The sequence below is a fragment of the Actinomadura madurae genome, from assembly GCF_900115095.1.
GTDB classification, from domain to species: domain Bacteria; phylum Actinomycetota; class Actinomycetes; order Streptosporangiales; family Streptosporangiaceae; genus Spirillospora; species Spirillospora madurae.
The window spans coordinates 15,078-32,006 of the sequence record NZ_FOVH01000036.1 but is presented as its reverse complement, the minus strand read 5'-3'; the positions used below and the strand labels follow the sequence as shown (position 1 = coordinate 32,006).

Genomic DNA, 16,929 nt, shown 5'->3' with positions numbered 1-16,929 from the left:
GGCGGCGCGGACGGGGTTTCTGGGTCATGACGCGGGGCATCGGCAGATCGCGCGGAGTGCGCGGGTGAATCGGTGGCTGGGGTTGGTGCTGGGGAATCTGCTGCTGGGGATGGGGCACGGGTGGTGGAGCGATAAGCACAATCGTCATCACGCGAACCCGAATCATGTCGGGAAGGATCCTGATGTGGGGGAGGGTGTGCTGGCGTGGACGGCGGAGCAGGCGGGGCGGCAGCGGGGTGTGCTGCGGTGGGTGGTGCGGCACCAGGCGGTGTTGTTCTTCCCGTTGCTGACGCTGGAGGGGGTGAACCTCAAGGTCGGCAGTGTGCTGTTCTTGCGGGGGCGTTCACGCCGTGACCGGGTGGTGGAGGGTGGTCTGCTGGTCGCGCATGCGGTCGGGTATCTGGTGCTGGCGTTGTCGCTGCTGCCGGTGGAGAAGGCGGTGGTGTTGATGGTGGTGCAGCATGCGCTGTTCGGGCTGCATCTGGGTGCGGTGTTCGCGCCCAACCACAAGGGGATGGCGATGCCCGAGCCGGGGCAGCGGTGGGGTCATCTGCGCCGGCAGGTGCTGACCTCCCGCAATGTGCGCGGTGGCCCGGTGACCGACTGGGTGATGGGCGGGCTGAACTACCAGATCGAGCACCATCTGTTCCCCGGCGTCCCCCGGTGCAACCTGCGCAAAATGCAGCCGATGGTCCGCGAGCACTGCGCCGCGGTCGGCGTCCCCTACACCGAGACCGGGCTGGTGGCGTCCTACCGGGAGGCCCTTGGTCACATGCGGCAGATCGGCGAGCCGCTGCGGTAGGTGCGGGGCTATGCTCCGGGCCATGCCCGAGGGACACACGATTCACCGTCTGGCCGCCGAGCATCAGCGGATGTTCGGCGGCCTCGCCGTTTCCGCGTCGAGCCCGCAGGGGCGGTTCGCGGAGGGGGCGCGGTGGCTGGACGGGCGGGTGCTGACGGCGGCGGACGCGCATGGCAAGCATCTGCTGCTGGGGTTCGACGATGAGCGGACGCTGCACGTGCATCTGGGGATTTACGGGAAGTACGTGTTCGGGGAGGCGCCGGTGCCCGCGCCGGTCGGGGCGGTGCGGTTGCGGCTGGTGGGCGGCGGGCGTTACGCGGATCTGCGGGGGCCGAACGCGTGTGCGCTGCTGGAGCCGGGGGATGTGAAGCTGCTGCGTGATCGGCTGGGGCCGGATCCGCTGCGGGGTGACGCGGATCCGGGGGTGGCGTGGCGGCGGATCAGCCGGTCGCGGACGCCGGTGGCGGTGCTGCTGATGGATCAGTCGGTGGTGGCGGGTCCGGGGAACATCTACCGGGCGGAGGTGCTGTTCCGGCAGGGGGTGGATCCGCGGTTGCCGGGGCGGTCGCTGCCGGCGGAGCGGTGGTCGGCGATCTGGGACGATCTGGTGCTGCTGATGGCGGAGGGTGTGCGGGCGGGGCGGATCGACACGGTGCGGCCGGAGCACACGCCGGAGGCGATGGGGCGGCCGCCGCGGGTGGACGGCCACGGGGGCGAGGTGTACGTGTACCGGCGGGCGGGGCGGCCGTGCCTGGTGTGCGGGACGGCGGTGGCGGCGGCCGAGCTGGCGGGGCGGAACCTGTTCTGGTGTCCGGGGTGCCAGCCGCCGGCGGTGTAGCGGGCCGGGGTGCAGGGTCAGGGGGTGCCGGCGGTGTCCTCTTCGCTGATGCGGATGGTCGCGGGTGCGGGGACGTCGGCGTCGGTCTGGGCCGTGCGGCGGTGGGCCCGGCGGGCGCGCAGGCGCGCGGCGAGGGGTTCGGCGCTGCGGGCGAGGATGGGTCCGGCGACGGCGAGGATGAGGACGTAGGCGGCGGCGAGGGGGCCGAGGCGGGAGTCGGCGCCGGCGCTGACGGCGAGGCCGGCGATGACGATGTTGAACTCGCCGCGGGGCGTGAGGGCGGCGCCGGCGCGGAGGCGTCCGGTGGCGGCGACGCCGGCGCGGCGTGCGGCGATCCAGCCGGTGCCGAGTTTGGTGAGGATGCCGGTGGCGGCGAGTGCGGCGGCGATGCCGAGGACGGGCGGCAGGTCGCCGGGGTCGGTGTGCAGGCCGAAGAAGACGAAGAAGACGGCGGCGAACAGGTCGCGCAGGGGTGCGAGGAGTTTCTGGGCGGTGTGGGCGAGGCTGCCGGAGAGGGCGATGCCGACGAGGAAGGCGCCGACGGCGGCGGAGACCTGGAGTTGCTGGGCGATGCCGGCGACGAGGAGGGTGAGGCCGAGGACCTTGAGGAGGAGGACCTCTTCGCTGGGGCTGGCGACGAAGCGTTCGACGAGGGTGCCGTGGCGGAGGGCGATGTAGAGGATGACGCTGATGGTGGCGGCGGCGATGGCGAGGGCGGCGGCGCCGCCGAGGAGTCCGGCGCCGGCGAGGAGGGCGGTGAGGATGGGCAGGTAGGCGGCCATGGCGAGGTCCTCGAAGACGAGGACCGACAGGACGGCGGGGGTTTCGCGGTTGCCGAGCCAGCCGAGGTCGCCGATGACCTTGGCGGTGATGCCGGAGGAGGTGACGTAGGTGATGCCGCCCATGGCGACGGCGGCGACGGGGCCCCAGCCGAGGAGGAGGGCGGCGGCGACGCCGGGGGTGGCGTTGAGGGCGATGTCGGCGAGGCCGACGGGGGCGGAGGTGCGCAGGGTGCCGACGAGTTCGTCGGCGGTGTATTCGAGGCCGAGGGTGAACAGCAGGAGGATGACGCCGACTTCGGCGCCGGTGGCGACGAAGTCCTCGCTGGTGGTGAGGGGGAGGATGCCGCCGGATCCGAAGGCGAGGCCGGCGATGAGGTAGAGGGGGATGGGGGAGATGGAGAAGCGGACGGAGACGGCGCCGAGGAGGCCGAGGGCGAGGATGATGGCGCCGAGTTCGATGAGTTGTACGGCTGTGTGCATGCGGGTCAGCCGTCGGAGAGGATCTGGGCCACGGCGGCGGTGCCTTCGCCGGTGCCGACGACGACGATGATGTCTCCGGCGTGGAAGACGAAGTCGGGGCGTGGGCTGGCGATGACCTGGCCGTCGCGGACGACGGCGACGATGGAGGCGCCGGTGCGGGTGCGGGAGCGGGTGTCGCCGAGGGGGCGTCCGTCGTAGGGGGAGCCGGGGGCGATGGGGATCTGTTCGGTGACGAGTCCCTCGACCTGGCGGTGGAGTTCGGCGAGGTGTTCGATGATGCGGCCGGTGCCGAGGAGTTCGGCGATGGCGTTGGCCTCGTCGGGGTTGAGGGCGACGGTGGCGATGCAGCTGTCGGGGTCTTCTTTGTCGTAGATGACGAGGTCGCGGCGGCCGGTGCGGTGGGAGATGACGCCGATCTGGCGGCCTCGGCCGGTGGTCATGATGTGCTGCAGGCCGATTCCGGGCAGGGCGGTCCGTTCGACGTCCACGGTGGTTGTTCTCCGTCTCGGGGTGGTATTTCCGTGGATGACCGTACCGGGTTGGTGGGGGTGTCGGTGCAGTTGGGGACCGGTGTGGTCGGGTCGGCCGTGGGGGGCGTTCAGCCGTGGAGGGCGTACTGCATGGGGCGGAACTTGGTGCGGGCTTCGGCGAGTTCGGCGTCGGGGTCGGAGTCGGCGACGATGCCGCAGCCGGCGAAGAGGCGGGCGCGGGTGCCGTCGATCTCGGCGCAGCGCAGGGCGATGCCCCATTCGCCGTCGCCGCGGGCGTCGACCCAGCCGACGGGGCCGGCGTAGCGGCCGCGGTCCATGCCTTCGAGTTCGCGGATGAGGTCCAGGGCGGTGCCGGTGGGGGTGCCGCAGACGGCGGGGGTGGGGTGGAGGGCGGCGACGACGTCCAGGACGGAGCGGTCGGCGGCGAGGCGTCCGCGGAGGGGGGAGGCGAGGTGGGTGACGTTGGGGAGGGTGAGCAGTTCGGGTTCGGTGGGGACGGTGAGGTCGGCGCACAGGGGGGTGAGGGCGTCGCGGACCATCTCGGCGGCGTAGCGGTGTTCTTCGCGGTCTTTGGGGGAGGCGAAGAGGCGGGCGGCGCGGGCGCGGTCGTCGGCGGGGGTGTCGCCGCGGGCGGTGGTGCCGGCCAGGACGAGGGATTCGATGTCGCCGCCGGTGCGGCGGATGAGGAGTTCGGGGGTGGCGCCGACCATGCCGGCGCAGGAGAAGGTGTAGCAGGCGGGGAAGCGGGCGGCGAGGCGCTGGAGGAGGACGCGGGCGTCGATGGGGGCGTCGGCGCGGACGGTGAGGTCGCGGGCGAGGACGACCTTGCCGAGGCCGGTGCGGCGGTGCGGGGGGCCGGCGGCGAGGTGGCCGGCGCGGATGCGGTGGACGGCGGCGGCGACGGCGTCCTTCCAGGCGTGTTCGGGGAGGGCTCCGTCGCTCCAGTGCAGGCCGGTGGGGGGTTGGGGTGGGGTGGTGAGGGTGAGGGGGTCGGTGTCGTCGCCGATGGTGGTGAGCCAGGCGCGGCCGTCGCGGCGGCCGAGGACGCGGCGGGGGACGATGAGGGTGGAGTCGGGGGATTTGGGGTCGAAGCCGAAGGTGCCGAAGGCGACGGGGCCGGAGCCGGGGACGCCGACGGGGTCGTCGACGGCGGCGGCGCCGAACAGGTCGCCGAGCATGCGGGCGGCGGCTGTGAAGCGGTCGTCGCCGCCGGGGAGGGTGAGGCGGGCGGCTTCGCCCCAGCCGACGATTCCGTCGCCGTGGCGGATCCAGGCCAGGGCGGAGGGGTGCGGGAGCCGTGCGATGAGGTCGCCCGGGTCGGGGACCGGGACGGTGCGGACGGTGAGTCGGTCCGGTGCTGTCACGGCGAGCTTCACGCAAGCCACTGTACGACAGATTTGAACCTGTTCAAACGGGCGGGGTGGCGGTGCGCGGTGAGGTGTGCGCCACATCCGGTGGGGTGTGCGCCGGTTCGGTGCGGGGCGGTGGCGGTCTTCGCGGGGGCGTGTGCCCGCCCGTCCGGTTCCCATGCGTGGGCGCGGGAGCGAGACGGGCCGGGGCCGGGCGGGTCAGCGGCGGGCGGCGCGGGTGATCTTCCATGCGGCGGGCAGCAGGGCGGCGGCCAGCAGGACTTTCAGGGCGTCGCCGGCCAGGAACGGGGTGACGCCGAGGTGGAGGGCCCTGGCGAGGTCGATGTTCAGGGCGGCCATCAGGTAGGGGACGCCGGTGGCGTACATGACGAGGGTTCCGGTGAGCATCGTGGCGGCGGTGCGCAGGGGGGTGCGGTCGCCGCCGAGCTGTGCGAGCCGTCCGACCAGGGTGGCGGCGGCGAGGAAGCCGATGACGTAGCCGAGGGTGGGGGATCCGGTGCCGGAGGTGCCGTCGGTGAACCAGGGGACGCCCGCCGTGCCGGCCAGGAGGTACACCAGCATGCCCAGGGCGGCGCGGCCGGGGCCGAGGGCGGCGCCGGCGAGCAGGACCGCGAAGGTCTGGCCGGTCACCGGGATGGGGGTGCCGGGCAGTGGGACGGCGAGCTGCGCGGCGGCGCCGACGAGGGCGGCGGAGCCGGCGACGAGTGCGGCGTCGCGGGCCAGGGAGCCGGGCAGCAGGTCGCCCAGGACGGCGGGGTGCCGCTGGGCTGCGTGGGCGTGAGCCACAAATCCTCCCAAAAGGTTTGTTCAGTCCGAAACCTAGCGAACTGGTCTTCCGGGATGGACGGCGCACCCCTACAGAAACGGGTCGCCGCGCTTTGTCGGCTCACTCATTGATCGGGGCTCACTTGGGGGTGGGCCCGGCGGCAGGGCGCGGTTCGGCGGCGAGGTAGACCACGTCGGGTTCGCCGCGCGGCACCGGCACCGGGCGGGCCTCGACGCGGGCGAACCGGTCGCGCAGCAGCGACGCGAACGCCGGCGCGGCGTTCGCGCTCCACACCGCCAGGCGGCCGCGCGGGGTCAGCAGCCCGGCGAGGGCGTCCAGGCCGCCGCGCGCGTAGAGGCGGGCGTTGCCGGGGGTGACGGTCCAGTCGGGGCCGTTGTCGATGTCCAGGCACAGCGCGTCGAACCGCCGGTCGCCGGGGTCGGCGACGAAGGCGAGCAGGTCGGCGCGCTCGACCGTGACGCGGGGGTCGTCCAGGGCGCCGGCCGACCAGGGCCGCAGCGCGGTGGCGTGCCAGCCGATGACGGCGGGCTCGCGTTCGACGACGGTGACGTGCTCCACGCCGGGCAGGGTGAGGGCCTCGGCGAGGGAGAACCCGACGCCGAGCCCGCCGATGAGGATGCGGACCGGCCCGTCCAGCCCTTCGGCGGCGGCGCGGACCAGCAGCCGCTCGGACTCGCCGTTGCGGGTGTCCATGAGGAACACGCCGTTGCTGATGATCTCGTAGTGGGCGCCGTCGCGGCGCAGCACCAGTTCACCGCCGGCCCCGGCGGCGCGCTCGACCACCACCGGCTCCCCGGCCGTCCCCGCCGCGCGTCCCGTGCCGTGTCCCGTGCCGTGCACCATGCCCGCACCCTAGCCGGGACCGGACGGGGGCTGGGCGGGGGAGGGCGGTCTGGGCTACGGTGCCGATCATGCCCGAGACTCCACCCCCCGGCGGGCTGCTCGCGGGCCGCCGGGTCCTGGTCGTCGGCGCGGGGACGCGGCGCAGCGACGACCCCGCCGCCCCGGTCGGCAACGGCCGCGCCATCGCCGTCACGGCCGCGCGGGAGGGCGCGATGGTGGCGTGCGGCGACATGGACGAGCACGCCGCGGGGGAGACCGCCGCGATGATCGCCGCCGAGGGCGGGCAGGCGTGCGTGGTCGTCGCGGACGTGACCGACCCCGAGTCGTGCGACCGGGTGGTGACGCGGGCGGTCGAGGGGCTCGGCGGGCTGGACGGGGTGGTGTTCAACGCCGGGATCGGCATCGGGTACGGGCTGGCGGGCACGGCGCTGGCCGACTGGGACCGCGTGCTGCAGGTGAACCTGCGGGCGCCGTTCCTGGTCGGCAAGGCCGCGATGCCGGCGCTGGAGGGCGGCGGCGCGCTGGTGTTCATCGGGTCGCTGGCCGGGACCAAGCCGGGGTCGCGGTCGCCGTCCTACGACGCGTCCAAGGCGGGCCTGACCGGGCTGGTGCGGCACATCGCGGCCGAGGGCGCGCCGCGCGGCGTCCGCGCGAACGTGGTGGCGCCCGGCCTCATCGACACCGTGATGGGGCGTTCCGCCTCCGCCGGGAACGCCTCCCGCGACCAGGTCGCCCGCCTGATTCCGATGCACCGGCAGGGGACGGCGTGGGAGGTCGCCGACGCCGCGGTGTTCCTGCTGTCGGACCGCGCGTCCTACGTCACCGGGCAGGTCCTGCACGTCGACGGCGGCCTGTCCACGCTGCGCTGACCCCCGGGAGGGGCCCATGACCGACGAGGTGGAGCTGCGGCCGGTCGCCGAGGACGACGTGGCCGTCATCGAGCGGCTGCGGACCGACCCGCGGCTGGCCGGGGAGTTCCTGTGGCAGGGGTGGCACGACCCGCGCCGCTACCGGCGGCGGTGGGAGGACAACCGGATGCTCGGCGAGGACCTCGGCAACCTGGCCGTCGTCCGCGGCGGCCGCCTGCTCGGCATCGTGTCCTACCGCAAGATCGCCTACATGGAGCAGTCGTGGTTCTGGAGCGTCGGGATCTCGCTGCTGCCGGACGCGCGCGGGCACGGCGCCGGGAGCCGCGCCCAGCGGCTGCTGGTGGAGTACCTGTTCGCGCACACCGCGGTGCACCGGATCCAGGCCGAGGTCGAGGTCGACAACATCGCCGAGCAGCGGGCGCTGGAGAGGGCCGGTTTCACCCGCGAGGGCGTCATGCGGGGCGTCGGGTTCCGCGGCGGTGAGCACCGCGACGAGGTCCTCTACAGCATCCTGCGCACCGACCTGGCCCCCGGCCTGAACGGCGGCCCGAACGGCGGCCCGGGCTCAGGTCGGGCGTAGCGGGAACACCTCTTCACCTCCCGGCGTTGCCATGTAACGATGTAATCATCGGGAGGTGCGATGGTCCCCCACGAGAGCGAGCCCCGGGAGGGCGAGCCGCTGGACGCCTACTCCCGGGTCGTGTCCGCCGTCGCCCGCGAGCTGACCCCGCGCGTGGCGGCGCTGCGCGTCCGGCACGGCCGGGGGGAGGGCTCCGGGTCGGCGGTGGCGTTCACCGGCGACGGGTTCCTGCTCACCAACGCCCACGTCATCGGGTCGGCGTCCGGCGGGCAGGCCGCGTTCGCCGACGGCGACACCGGCGCGTTCACCGTCGTCGGCACCGACCCCCTGTCGGACCTGGCGGTGGTCCGCGCCGACGGGCCCACCCCCGGCCTGGTCACGCTCGGCGACGCCGACGACCTGGTGGTCGGGCAGCTGGTCGTGGCCGTCGGCAACCCCCTCGGCCTGGCCGGGTCGGTCACCGCCGGGGTGGTGTCGGCGCTCGGCCGGTCCCTGCCGACCGCGCGCACCCGCTCGGGCACCGGCGTGCGGGTCATCGAGGACGTCATCCAGACCGACGCCGCCCTCAACCCCGGCAACTCCGGCGGCGCGCTCGCCGACGCCCGCGGCCGCGTCGTCGGCGTCAACACCGCCGTCGCCGGGATCGGGCTCGGCCTGGCCGTCCCGGTCAACGCCACCACCCGCCGCATCATCGGCGCGCTGATGCGCGACGGCCGCGTCCGCCGCGCGTTCCTCGGCCTGGCCGCCGCGCCCGTCCCGGTCCCCGCGGCGCTGCGGGAGCGCATCGGGCAGGACGAGGCGCTGCGCGTCGCCGAGGTCGTGCCCCGCAGCCCCGCCGACCGGGCCGGGCTGCGCCGCGGCGACCTGGTCCTGACCGCCGGCGGAACGCCGGTCTCCCACGCCCAGTCGCTGCAGAAGCTGATGTTCGCCGACGCGATCGGCAAGCCCCTGCCGATCACGGTGCTGCGCAACGGCGCCATGGTCGACGTCATCGCCGAACCCGTCGAGCTCGACACCGAACACGCCTGACCGTCCCGGACAGCGCCCCGATCTCAGCGGCCTCGGACGTCAGCGGCCCTGGAGGCCAGGGCCGCGGAACGTGGCGCGGTACGCCGACGGCGACACCCCGACCGCCGCCGCCAGATGCTGCCGCAGCGAGGCCGCCGTCCCGAACCCGGCCCGCTCGGCGACCCGGTCCACCGGCAGGTCGGTCTCCTCCAGCAGCCGCCGCGCCCGCTCCACCCGCTGCGCCGCCAGCCACATCTGCGGCGACACGCCCGTCTCCTGCCGGAACCGGCGCGTGAACGTCCGCACGCTCATCGACGCCCGCGCCGCCATCCCCGCCAGCGTCACCGGCCGGTCCAGCCGCTCCAGCGCCCACGCCCGCGCCGCCCCGGTCGAGGACGCCCGCGGCTCGGGCACCGGCAGCGCGATGAACTGCGCCTGCCCGCCCTCGCGGTGCGGCGGCACCACCGTGCGGCGCGCCACGTCCCCCGCGACCGCCGCGCCGTGGTCGCGGCGGATCATGTGCAGGCACAGGTCGATGCCCGCCGCCTCCCCCGCCGAGGTCAGCACGTCCCCCTCGTCGACGAACAGCACCGCCGCGTCCACCCGCACCCCCGGGAACATCGCCGCGAACCGGCCGCACGACAGCCAGTGCGTCGTCGCGCGCCGCCCCTCCAGCAGCCCCGCCGCCGCCAGCACGAACGCGCCCGTGCACACCGACGCCACCCGCGCGCCGCGCGCGTGCGCCGCCGCCAGCGCCGCCGGGACCGGCCCGTCCCCGGGGAGGTCCTCGTCCAGCAGGTGCGAGGCCGGGACCACCACCGTGTCCGCCGCCTCCAGCGCCCGCAGCCCATGCCGGACCGAGACCCCGAAATCGGCGTCCGCCCGCACCGTCCCAGGCTCGACCGCGCACGACACCACCTCGTACAGCGGCGCCCCGCCCGGCGACCTGGCCTGCCCGAACAGCTGATGGACGATCCCCAGCTCCATCGGCAGCACACCCTCGCGCACCAGCACCGCCACCCGCCGCAGCCCGTCACCGCCCATGGCCTGATCCTTGCACATATTGGCCTGCCGGCCACTTACGGGCGCGGCGGACGCCCGGCAGCATCGAGTCCACCGAAAGGAGACACGCCATGAACGTCCTGTGGATCTTCGCCCACCCCGAGGGCCGCTCCCTCAACGGCGCGCTGCGCGACCACGGCGCCGCCACCCTGCGCCGCCACGGCCACCACGTCCGCCACTCCGACCTGTACGCGATGGGCTGGAACCCGGTCGTCGGGCCCGAGGACTTCGGCCACGACCCCGCCGCCCGCCTCGTCGTCGGCGCCGAGTCGCAGCGCGCGCACGCCGCCGGCGCCCTGGCGCCCGACATCCGCGCCGAACAGGACAAGATCGCCTGGGCGGACGCGCTGATCGTGCAGTTCCCCCTGTGGTGGTACGGGATGCCCGCGATCCTCAAGGGCTGGTTCGACCGCGTCTTCGTCCAGGGCTTCGCGTTCGGCGTCACCGACGACCGCGGCCGCACCCTGCGCTACGGCGACGGCGGCCTGGCCGGGCGCCGCGCCCTGGTCGTCACCACCGCCGGCGCCCGCGCCACCGGCCTGGGCCCCCGCGGCGTCCACGGCGCCGCCGAGGACGTGCTGTTCCCCCTGCTACACGGCACCCTCTTCTACACCGGCATGGACGTCCTGCCGCCCCTGGTCATCACCGGCGCCGACCGCGCCACCCCCGCCGACCACGCCGCGCACACCGCCGCCCTCGACGAGCGCCTGCGCGCCCTGCCCACCGCCGCGCCCATCCCGTACCGGACCGAGCACGGCGGCGACTACGACGACGACCTCGTCCTGCGCCCCCACCTGGCCCCCGGCCGCACCGGCCTGCGCATCCACCACCACCCCGCCCCCCGCACCACGACCGACGCCGACACCGACGCCGCCTGACCCTGCAGTGCGAAGTGGTGACGTCCGCCTCCGCCCACGGATCACCCGGCCGTGGGCCCAGCCCCGCGATCTGCCGGGCAGGCCTCAGAGAGGACACCGTCGGCGACGGACATCCCCCGACGCGGTGACGACCGTGTACAGGGGAATCCTTGGACCGATTGCGGTCATGGAGGCGATGCCGAACGGCGCATCACTCTTCACGGCGATCCCGCCGATCGAGATATTGCGGGTTATCGCCGGACCGGTGCGCGCGTCAGCCGCACCGCCTCCGACCGTGGATGAGTGCCGTGCGAGGCACCTCCTCGAACACACTGGCGAGTCGCATCGTCACGCAGTGTGCAGCGCGTGTTCGAAGATCGCAACGTGCGGACCAGGGTAAATGGGACGGAAAGGGATCACACGGGCATCGGCGTTTCGGTCCGAGCATCGCAACGGGTGCGTAACAATGGGCCGCTATGGCATGGCGAACCAGGACCCGGGCAGTGGCGGCGATCACGGCGGGAGCGGCGATGAGCGCGCTCGCCGCCTGCGGCATCCCCGCCTTCGGCGGCTCAGGAGAGCGCGACGCGCGCGGGGGCGGGCCCGTCCCGCCCGGCGCGAAGGCGGAATGCCCGCAGATCGCCGCACCCCGCGACACCGGCGGCCGGCAGCTGCGCGCCATGTGGATCACCACCGTCGGCAACACCGACTGGCCCGAGGGACCGGCCGCGAAGCAGAAGAAGCGCTACACCGAGCTCCTCGACACCGCCGCGTCGATGAACATGAACGCCGTGTTCGTCCAGATCCGCCCGAACTCCGACGCGTTCTACGACTCCCCGTACGAGCCGTGGTCGCAGTGGATCACCGGCACGCAGGGCAAGGACCCCGGCTACGACGTCCTGGCGTTCATGCTCAAGGAGGCCCACGCCCGCAACCTGGAGTTCCACGCCTGGTTCAACCCCTACCGCATCTCCCGCCAGGACGACCTGAAGAAGCTGTCGCCCAAGAGCCCCGCCCGCCAGCACCCCGACTGGGTCCGCAAGTACAACAAGGGCCTGTGGTACGACCCGGGCCTGCCGCAGGTCCGCGACCTGGCCACCAAGGCCGTCATGGACGTCGTCAACAAGTACGACATCGACGCCGTCCACTTCGACGACTACTTCTACCCCTACCCCGAGGACGGCGACTTCCCCGACGGCGCCACCTTCAAGACCCACGGCAAGGGGATGGACAAGGGCGACTGGCGCCGCAAGAACGTCGACACCCTCGTCGAGTCGCTGTCGGGCAAGATCCACGAGGCCAAGCCGTGGGTGCAGTTCGGCATCAGCCCGTTCGGCGTGTGGCGCAACAAGAGCAGCGACCCCGCCGGGTCGGCCACCAGCGCCCTGCAGAGCTACGACGACATCTACGCCGACACCCGCACCTGGATCAAGAAGGGCTGGCTCGACTACGTCACCCCCCAGCTGTACTGGCCGATCGGCGACCCCCGCGCCGACTACGCCAAGCTCGCCGCCTGGTGGGCCGGGCAGGTCAAGGGCACCGGCGTCCAGCTCACCATCGGGCAGGCCGCCTACCGCGTCGGCGCGGACGCCGCCTGGAAGGACCCCGCCGAGCTGTCGCGCCACCTCGCCCTGAACGCCAAGCACCCCCAGATCAGCGGCGACGTGTTCTTCAGCGCCCGCGACGTCGCCGCCAACCGCCGCGGCTTCGCCGCCCGGCTCCGCGACGACCACTACGGCCGCCCCGCCCTGCGGCCCGTCCCGGCCCGCCGCGGCGGCGCCGCGCCGCCGCCCGTCCAGGACACCAAGGCCGCGCCCGCCGGCGACGGCAAGGGCGTCAAGGTCACCTGGCGGCCGTCCAAGGGCGCCACCTCCTACGCCGTCTACCGGGTCGAGGGCGAGCGGCCCGGCTGCGCCCCCGTCGACGCGCGGCGCCTCATCGCCGACGTCCGCGGCGGCGGCATCGTCGACCCCGGCGCCAAGAAGGGCCGCGTCTACACCTACTACGTCACCGCCCAGGACCGGCTCCACCACCAGAGCGCCCCCGGGCGCGGCGCGACGGTCACCGCACCCGAGGGATAATGATCATGGTCCGTGGGGAGGAATCAGACACCTGACCACCCCCCGGAGGTATGAGCATGGCGCTGTCGATGGAGGAGCAGCGGATCCTCACGCAGATCGAGGTCCGCCTGAGCGAGGACGACCCGCGGCTGGCCCAGCGCCTGGCACGGCTCGGCGCCCCGCGCGGCCGCCGCCGCACCGTCGTCCTCACCGTGGCCGCCGCCATCCTCGTCGTCGCCGCGATCGCCGCCGGCATCGCGGCCGCCGTCCTGTAGACACCCGAAGCAGCGCGCCGTAAACCGGCCACCGCCCACCGCGGCGTCCCCGGGGCTCCCGCCCGGGGGCGCCGCGGCGCGCGGTCAGGCGCTCCTGCGGTCGTACTCCTCGCGCGCCCGGTCCACCTCGGGCATGTGCTCCTCCGCCCACGCCTTCATCCGGCAGATGGTGTCCAGCAGCGACCGGCCCAGCGGCGTGAGCTCGTAGTCGACGCGGACGGGCACCGACGGGGTCACCGTGCGGGTCACCAGCCCGTCCCGCTCCAGGTTCCGCAGGGTCTGGGTCAGCATCTTCTGGCTCACCCCCGCGATCCGCGCGGACAGGTCGCTGTAGCGCGACCGGCCGTCCAGTCCCAGCGCCGCGATCACCAGGCTCGCCCACTTGTTGCCGATCGTGTCCAGCAGCCGCCTGCTCGGGCACGAGGCGGCGAACGCGTCGAACCGCCCCGCCGGAACCTCGGCAGAGCCCACGTCCGAGCCCACGTCCATGGCCCACCTCCGGGTGCGTACCCCACCTCAAAGTGCCTACTTCCCAAAAGAGAGTAAGTCACCGATGGTGGTGTCGTCCATCGACGGCAAGGAGCCCACCATGACGTTCGCACTCGTGTCCAAGCCCGGCACCGCCGCGCCCGCCCTGGAGCAGGTGACGCTGCCCCCGCCCGGAGACGGCGACCTGCGCGTCCGCGTCACGGCGGCATCGGTCGACCCCGTCGACACCCTCGTCGCCGCCGGCCCGGCCCGGCAGATCTTCGGGCTCACCGGCACGGTCGGCCTCGGCCTGTCCCTCACCGGCGTCGTCACCGCGACCGGCGCCGCCGTCACCGGCTTCTCGGCCGGGGACGCCGTCGCCGCCGTGCACGCCGACTTCACCGCCCCCGTCCGCGCGCACGCCGAGGAGACCCTCGTGCCCGCGGCGGCCGCCGCGCCGCTGCCGGCCGGCCTCGACCCGGTCGCCGCGGCCTCCCTCCCGGTCAACGGCCTGACCGCCGCGCAGCTGCTGGACCGGCTCGGCCCCGCCCGCGGGCGCACCCTGCTGGTCACCGGAGCCGTCGGCGCCGTCGGCGGCTACGCCGTCGCCCTGGCCGCCCACGCCGGCTGGACCGTCACCGGGCTGGCACGCGCCTCCGACCGCGACTTCGTACTGCGGGCAGGCGCCCGCGAGCTCGTCACCCGGATACCGCAGCGCTCCTTCGACGCCGTCCTGGACGGCGCGGTCCTGCACGCCGAGGCCCTCGGCGCCGTCCGCGACGGCGGCGCGTTCGCGGGCGTGCCCGCCGCCGCCCCCGCCGCCCCCGAACGCGGGATCGAGGTCGCCGTCGTCAGCGTCGAGCCCGACGGCGCCAGGCTCGCCGGCCTGCTCGCCCTCGCCGCCTCCGGCGTCCTCGAACCGCGGGTGGCCGGACGCGTCCCGCTGGCCGACAGCGCCACCGCCTACGACAAGGTCGCCGGCGGCGGGCAGCGGGGACGATGGCTCCTGGTGCCGTGAGCCGTTCTACAAGCGAAACGCCGAAGCCCCGGCGAGACGGACCCGCCGGGGCCACGGCGTTCACGCCGGTGTGGTGGTCGCCTCACGGCGAAAGGCACAACGAAGCTCCAGCCCGGACCGCATGGGACCGGCGGTATTCCCCGAAGGCGTCAAGTAGAGCCCGGGGGACACATGCCACACCGACGCACCCACTGTAACGGCTCCGCGCGGGTGCCACCGCCACCGGCACCCCGCATGTGAAGTTCACCTCACCTCCGGGTGAGGGTTGCCCTACGGCCGTGCACCGGCCCGCCCGCCGACGCGTCACTTCCTATGAACCAGTGCGGGGAACGCCCGGGAGCCACCGGCCGGCGGTGCGGGGACCACCGGCCCGGCCGCCACGCCCCGGCGTCCCCGGACGCGGCCGTGACGGGACACGGCCGCGCACCGAGGGCCGCCGAACCACGGGGGACCGGCAGAGGGTGAGGAGACGGGGCAGTGCACACCACGGGGACCAGCACCACACGACCCGCAGCAGGCGACGACGCGACCACCAGCGCCATCGGGGGCGCCCACGACACCGTGAACGACAGGCCCGGCGCCGCCGCGGGCTGGGACCTGGACCCCGGCCCCCGCGCCGCGTCCCGGGCCCGCGCCCTCACCGGAGAGGCCCTGCGCCGCTGGCACGTCACCGACCCCGCCGCCCTCGACGACATCGTCCTCATCGTGGACGAGCTCGTCACCAACGCCGTCGTGCACGGGTCCGGACCCGTCCGCCTCACCCTCCGCCTGGACACCGCCCCGGACGGCACGGAGCCCGGCGAGCCGGTCCGCGCGGCGGGCGGCACGGCGGGCCCCGCCCCCGGCGGGGCGCCGGCGGGCACCCGGCAGCCCGTGCGGCTGGTCGGGGAGGTCAGCGACGCCGCCTCCGCCGTGCCCCGCGTGCCCGCCGAGCCGCCCCGCGTCCTGGACTGGTCCGAGGCCGGCCGCGGGCTGCTGCTGGTCGCCGCCCTCGCCACCGAGTTCGGCGCCCGCCCCGGCCCGTCCGGCAAGACGGTCTGGTTCACCCGCCACCTCTCGCGCCCGCCCGGCCACCCCACCGCCAACGGCACCGGCAGCGGCGCAGTCAACGGCACGGCCGGCGGCGCCGCGCGGAACTGACCCGCCCGACCGGGTCAGGCCTGCAAGGGGCAGCGGTCCACGACCCACGCCTCCTCGTCGTCGCCCGGCGGGACCGGCGGCTCGTGGGTCAGCCGGTCCAGATGCCACTCGATGTGGGCCAGCGGGCCGCGCCAGCCCGCCAGCAGGTCGGCCAGGAAACGCGGCGGGCCCGGCGGCCCGTAGGGGCGGGGGTCGGGCAGCTCGTCCTCCCACAGCGCGTCGTCGCAGCCGGCCGCCCAGTGCCCCACCGCCTCCAGCACCTCCTGCAGGTCGCGGGCCAGATCGCCCAGCGACCGCAGCGCCATCGCGTCCTGGATCATCCGCTCCCGCGCGTCATAGGGCATCTCCCGCCCGAAATCGGGCGGGAACGCGGGCGGGCGGCCCGCCAGGACCGGGTCCTCGCCGGTCGCCGCCGACCGGATCGCCGCCGCCTGCCACCGCGTCCACTCCGCCAGATGCCCCAGCACCCCGCGCAGCGCCGCGGCCCCCTCGCCGCCGCCGCGGACCTCGGCCGCCGCGTCCCGCAGCCGCGACCGCACCAGCTCCAGCCGGTCCAGCGTCCACGCCCGCGCCCGCGCGGCGCCCGCCGGACCGCGCGGCGCCGGCTCGGCCGGGGGACGCGGCATCGGCACCCGCAGCGCCGCCAGCAGCTCGTCCAGGTCGCGGACCTCCGCGCCGCGCCCCGACAGGAACGCCGCGCCGATCCGGTCCAGGCGGAACATCCGCGGCCCGTCCCGCATCCGGCACCACCCCACCAGGTACTCCCCGTAGGGGGCGATGACCAGGCCATGCGCCTCCACGTCCCGGAAGCTGCGCGCCCCCGCCTGGTCGGTGTAGGCGAGCCGCACCACCCGGCGGGTGCGGACGGCCTCGGCCAGGGTGTCGCGCACCGGGCCCGTCAGCGACCCCGCCTCGGTCAGCGGCGCCGGCGCCTCGGGTTCGGGCAACACGTACCCGCGGCCCTTCTCCGCCCGCACCGGCAGCCCGCCGTGCGTCAGCATCTCCAGGTCGCGGCGGACGGTCCGCTCGCTGACCCGCAGCCGCGCCGCCAGCACGGCCGGGTCGAGCGGCTCGGGGGAGGCCGCCCTCAGCTCCGCGATGAGCTCCAGCAGCCGGTCTACACGGTCCACGTCACCCATCGTGACCTCGCCCACCGACATTCCGCCGCCGGGCAGGGGCCCAAATCCCCCGCGGGCAAG

Annotated in this window: 18 protein-coding genes; 10 read left to right on the top strand and 8 right to left on the bottom strand. The window is 74.8% G+C overall.

Features of this window, described 5'->3' with window-relative positions:
* A partial coding sequence (locus BM339_RS46685) for a fatty acid desaturase family protein (RefSeq protein WP_075020978.1) occupies window positions 1-802 on the top strand: 802 nt, incomplete at its 5' end.
* Between the two features lie 22 nt (window positions 803-824).
* Window positions 825-1,640, top strand: coding sequence for an Fpg/Nei family DNA glycosylase (locus tag BM339_RS46680; RefSeq protein WP_075025028.1), 816 nt, complete (start codon window positions 825-827; stop codon window positions 1,638-1,640).
* A 17-nt stretch (window positions 1,641-1,657) separates the two neighbouring features.
* Here the strand turns inward: BM339_RS46680 and BM339_RS46675 are convergent, their stop codons facing one another.
* From BM339_RS46675 to BM339_RS46655, 5 genes are all read right to left on the bottom strand, one after another.
* Window positions 1,658-2,902 (bottom strand): cation:proton antiporter, encoded by a 1,245-nt coding sequence (locus BM339_RS46675; RefSeq protein ID WP_075025026.1) that lies wholly within the window; start codon window positions 2,900-2,902, stop codon window positions 1,658-1,660.
* 5 nt (window positions 2,903-2,907) lie between these two features.
* Window positions 2,908-3,390: a cation:proton antiporter regulatory subunit gene (locus BM339_RS46670; RefSeq protein ID WP_075025025.1), complete on the bottom strand. Its 483-nt coding sequence runs from the start codon at window positions 3,388-3,390 to the stop codon at window positions 2,908-2,910.
* A gap of 110 nt (window positions 3,391-3,500) precedes the next feature.
* On the bottom strand, window positions 3,501-4,769 hold the full coding sequence (locus tag BM339_RS46665; RefSeq protein ID WP_075025024.1) for an isochorismate synthase: 1,269 nt from the start codon (window positions 4,767-4,769) through the stop codon (window positions 3,501-3,503).
* A 192-nt stretch (window positions 4,770-4,961) separates the two neighbouring features.
* Window positions 4,962-5,549 (bottom strand): biotin transporter BioY, encoded by a 588-nt coding sequence (locus tag BM339_RS46660; protein ID WP_075025023.1) that lies wholly within the window; start codon window positions 5,547-5,549, stop codon window positions 4,962-4,964.
* 118 nt (window positions 5,550-5,667) lie between these two features.
* The gene (locus tag BM339_RS46655; RefSeq protein WP_075025022.1) at window positions 5,668-6,393 is read right to left on the bottom strand and encodes a spermine/spermidine synthase domain-containing protein; all 726 of its coding nucleotides are present in this window, start codon (window positions 6,391-6,393) and stop codon (window positions 5,668-5,670) included.
* Window positions 6,394-6,461: 68 nt separating this feature from the next.
* On the opposite strand from BM339_RS46655, the gene BM339_RS46650 reads away from it, so the two are divergent.
* Genes BM339_RS46650 through BM339_RS46640 form a run of 3 tightly spaced genes read left to right on the top strand, consistent with a single transcriptional unit; the run spans window position 6,462 to window position 8,871 of the window.
* Window positions 6,462-7,262 (top strand): SDR family NAD(P)-dependent oxidoreductase, encoded by an 801-nt coding sequence (locus tag BM339_RS46650; RefSeq protein ID WP_024936036.1) that lies wholly within the window; start codon window positions 6,462-6,464, stop codon window positions 7,260-7,262.
* Window positions 7,263-7,278: 16 nt separating this feature from the next.
* Window positions 7,279-7,842, top strand: coding sequence for a GNAT family N-acetyltransferase (locus BM339_RS46645; RefSeq protein WP_075025021.1), 564 nt, complete (start codon window positions 7,279-7,281; stop codon window positions 7,840-7,842).
* 60 nt (window positions 7,843-7,902) lie between these two features.
* A complete protein-coding gene (locus tag BM339_RS46640; protein ID WP_075025020.1) occupies window positions 7,903-8,871 on the top strand; it encodes a S1C family serine protease in 969 nt (322 codons plus the stop codon).
* 39 nt (window positions 8,872-8,910) lie between these two features.
* On the opposite strand, the gene BM339_RS46635 is transcribed toward BM339_RS46640, so the two are convergent.
* On the bottom strand, window positions 8,911-9,894 hold the full coding sequence (locus tag BM339_RS46635) for a GlxA family transcriptional regulator (RefSeq protein WP_024936037.1): 984 nt from the start codon (window positions 9,892-9,894) through the stop codon (window positions 8,911-8,913).
* An 89-nt stretch (window positions 9,895-9,983) separates the two neighbouring features.
* On the opposite strand from BM339_RS46635, the gene BM339_RS46630 reads away from it, so the two are divergent.
* From BM339_RS46630 to BM339_RS46620, 3 genes are all read left to right on the top strand, one after another.
* A complete protein-coding gene (locus BM339_RS46630; protein ID WP_075025019.1) occupies window positions 9,984-10,790 on the top strand; it encodes an NAD(P)H-dependent oxidoreductase in 807 nt (268 codons plus the stop codon).
* A 482-nt stretch (window positions 10,791-11,272) separates the two neighbouring features.
* Window positions 11,273-12,850: a glycoside hydrolase family 10-like protein gene (locus BM339_RS46625; RefSeq protein WP_244938643.1), complete on the top strand. Its 1,578-nt coding sequence runs from the start codon at window positions 11,273-11,275 to the stop codon at window positions 12,848-12,850.
* Window positions 12,851-12,906: 56 nt separating this feature from the next.
* Window positions 12,907-13,104 carry a DUF3040 domain-containing protein gene (locus BM339_RS46620; RefSeq protein ID WP_024936039.1) on the top strand — a complete coding sequence of 66 codons (198 nt, stop codon included), beginning with the start codon at window positions 12,907-12,909 and terminating at the stop codon, window positions 13,102-13,104.
* Window positions 13,105-13,188: 84 nt separating this feature from the next.
* Here BM339_RS46620 and BM339_RS46615 read toward each other — a convergent pair whose 3' ends face one another.
* A complete protein-coding gene (locus BM339_RS46615; protein WP_021599212.1) occupies window positions 13,189-13,593 on the bottom strand; it encodes a winged helix-turn-helix transcriptional regulator in 405 nt (134 codons plus the stop codon).
* A 100-nt stretch (window positions 13,594-13,693) separates the two neighbouring features.
* On the opposite strand from BM339_RS46615, the gene BM339_RS46610 reads away from it, so the two are divergent.
* Window positions 13,694-14,590, top strand: a complete 897-nt coding sequence (locus BM339_RS46610) for a zinc-binding dehydrogenase (protein WP_075025027.1) — start codon at window positions 13,694-13,696, stop codon at window positions 14,588-14,590.
* Between the two features lie 477 nt (window positions 14,591-15,067).
* Window positions 15,068-15,730 (top strand): ATP-binding protein, encoded by a 663-nt coding sequence (locus tag BM339_RS46605; RefSeq protein WP_075025017.1) that lies wholly within the window; start codon window positions 15,068-15,070, stop codon window positions 15,728-15,730.
* Window positions 15,731-15,744: 14 nt separating this feature from the next.
* On the opposite strand, the gene BM339_RS46600 is transcribed toward BM339_RS46605, so the two are convergent.
* Entirely contained in the window at window positions 15,745-16,860 is a 1,116-nt protein-coding gene (locus tag BM339_RS46600; protein ID WP_177287941.1) for a helix-turn-helix transcriptional regulator, read from the bottom strand.
* Window positions 16,861-16,929 lie beyond the last annotated feature (69 nt).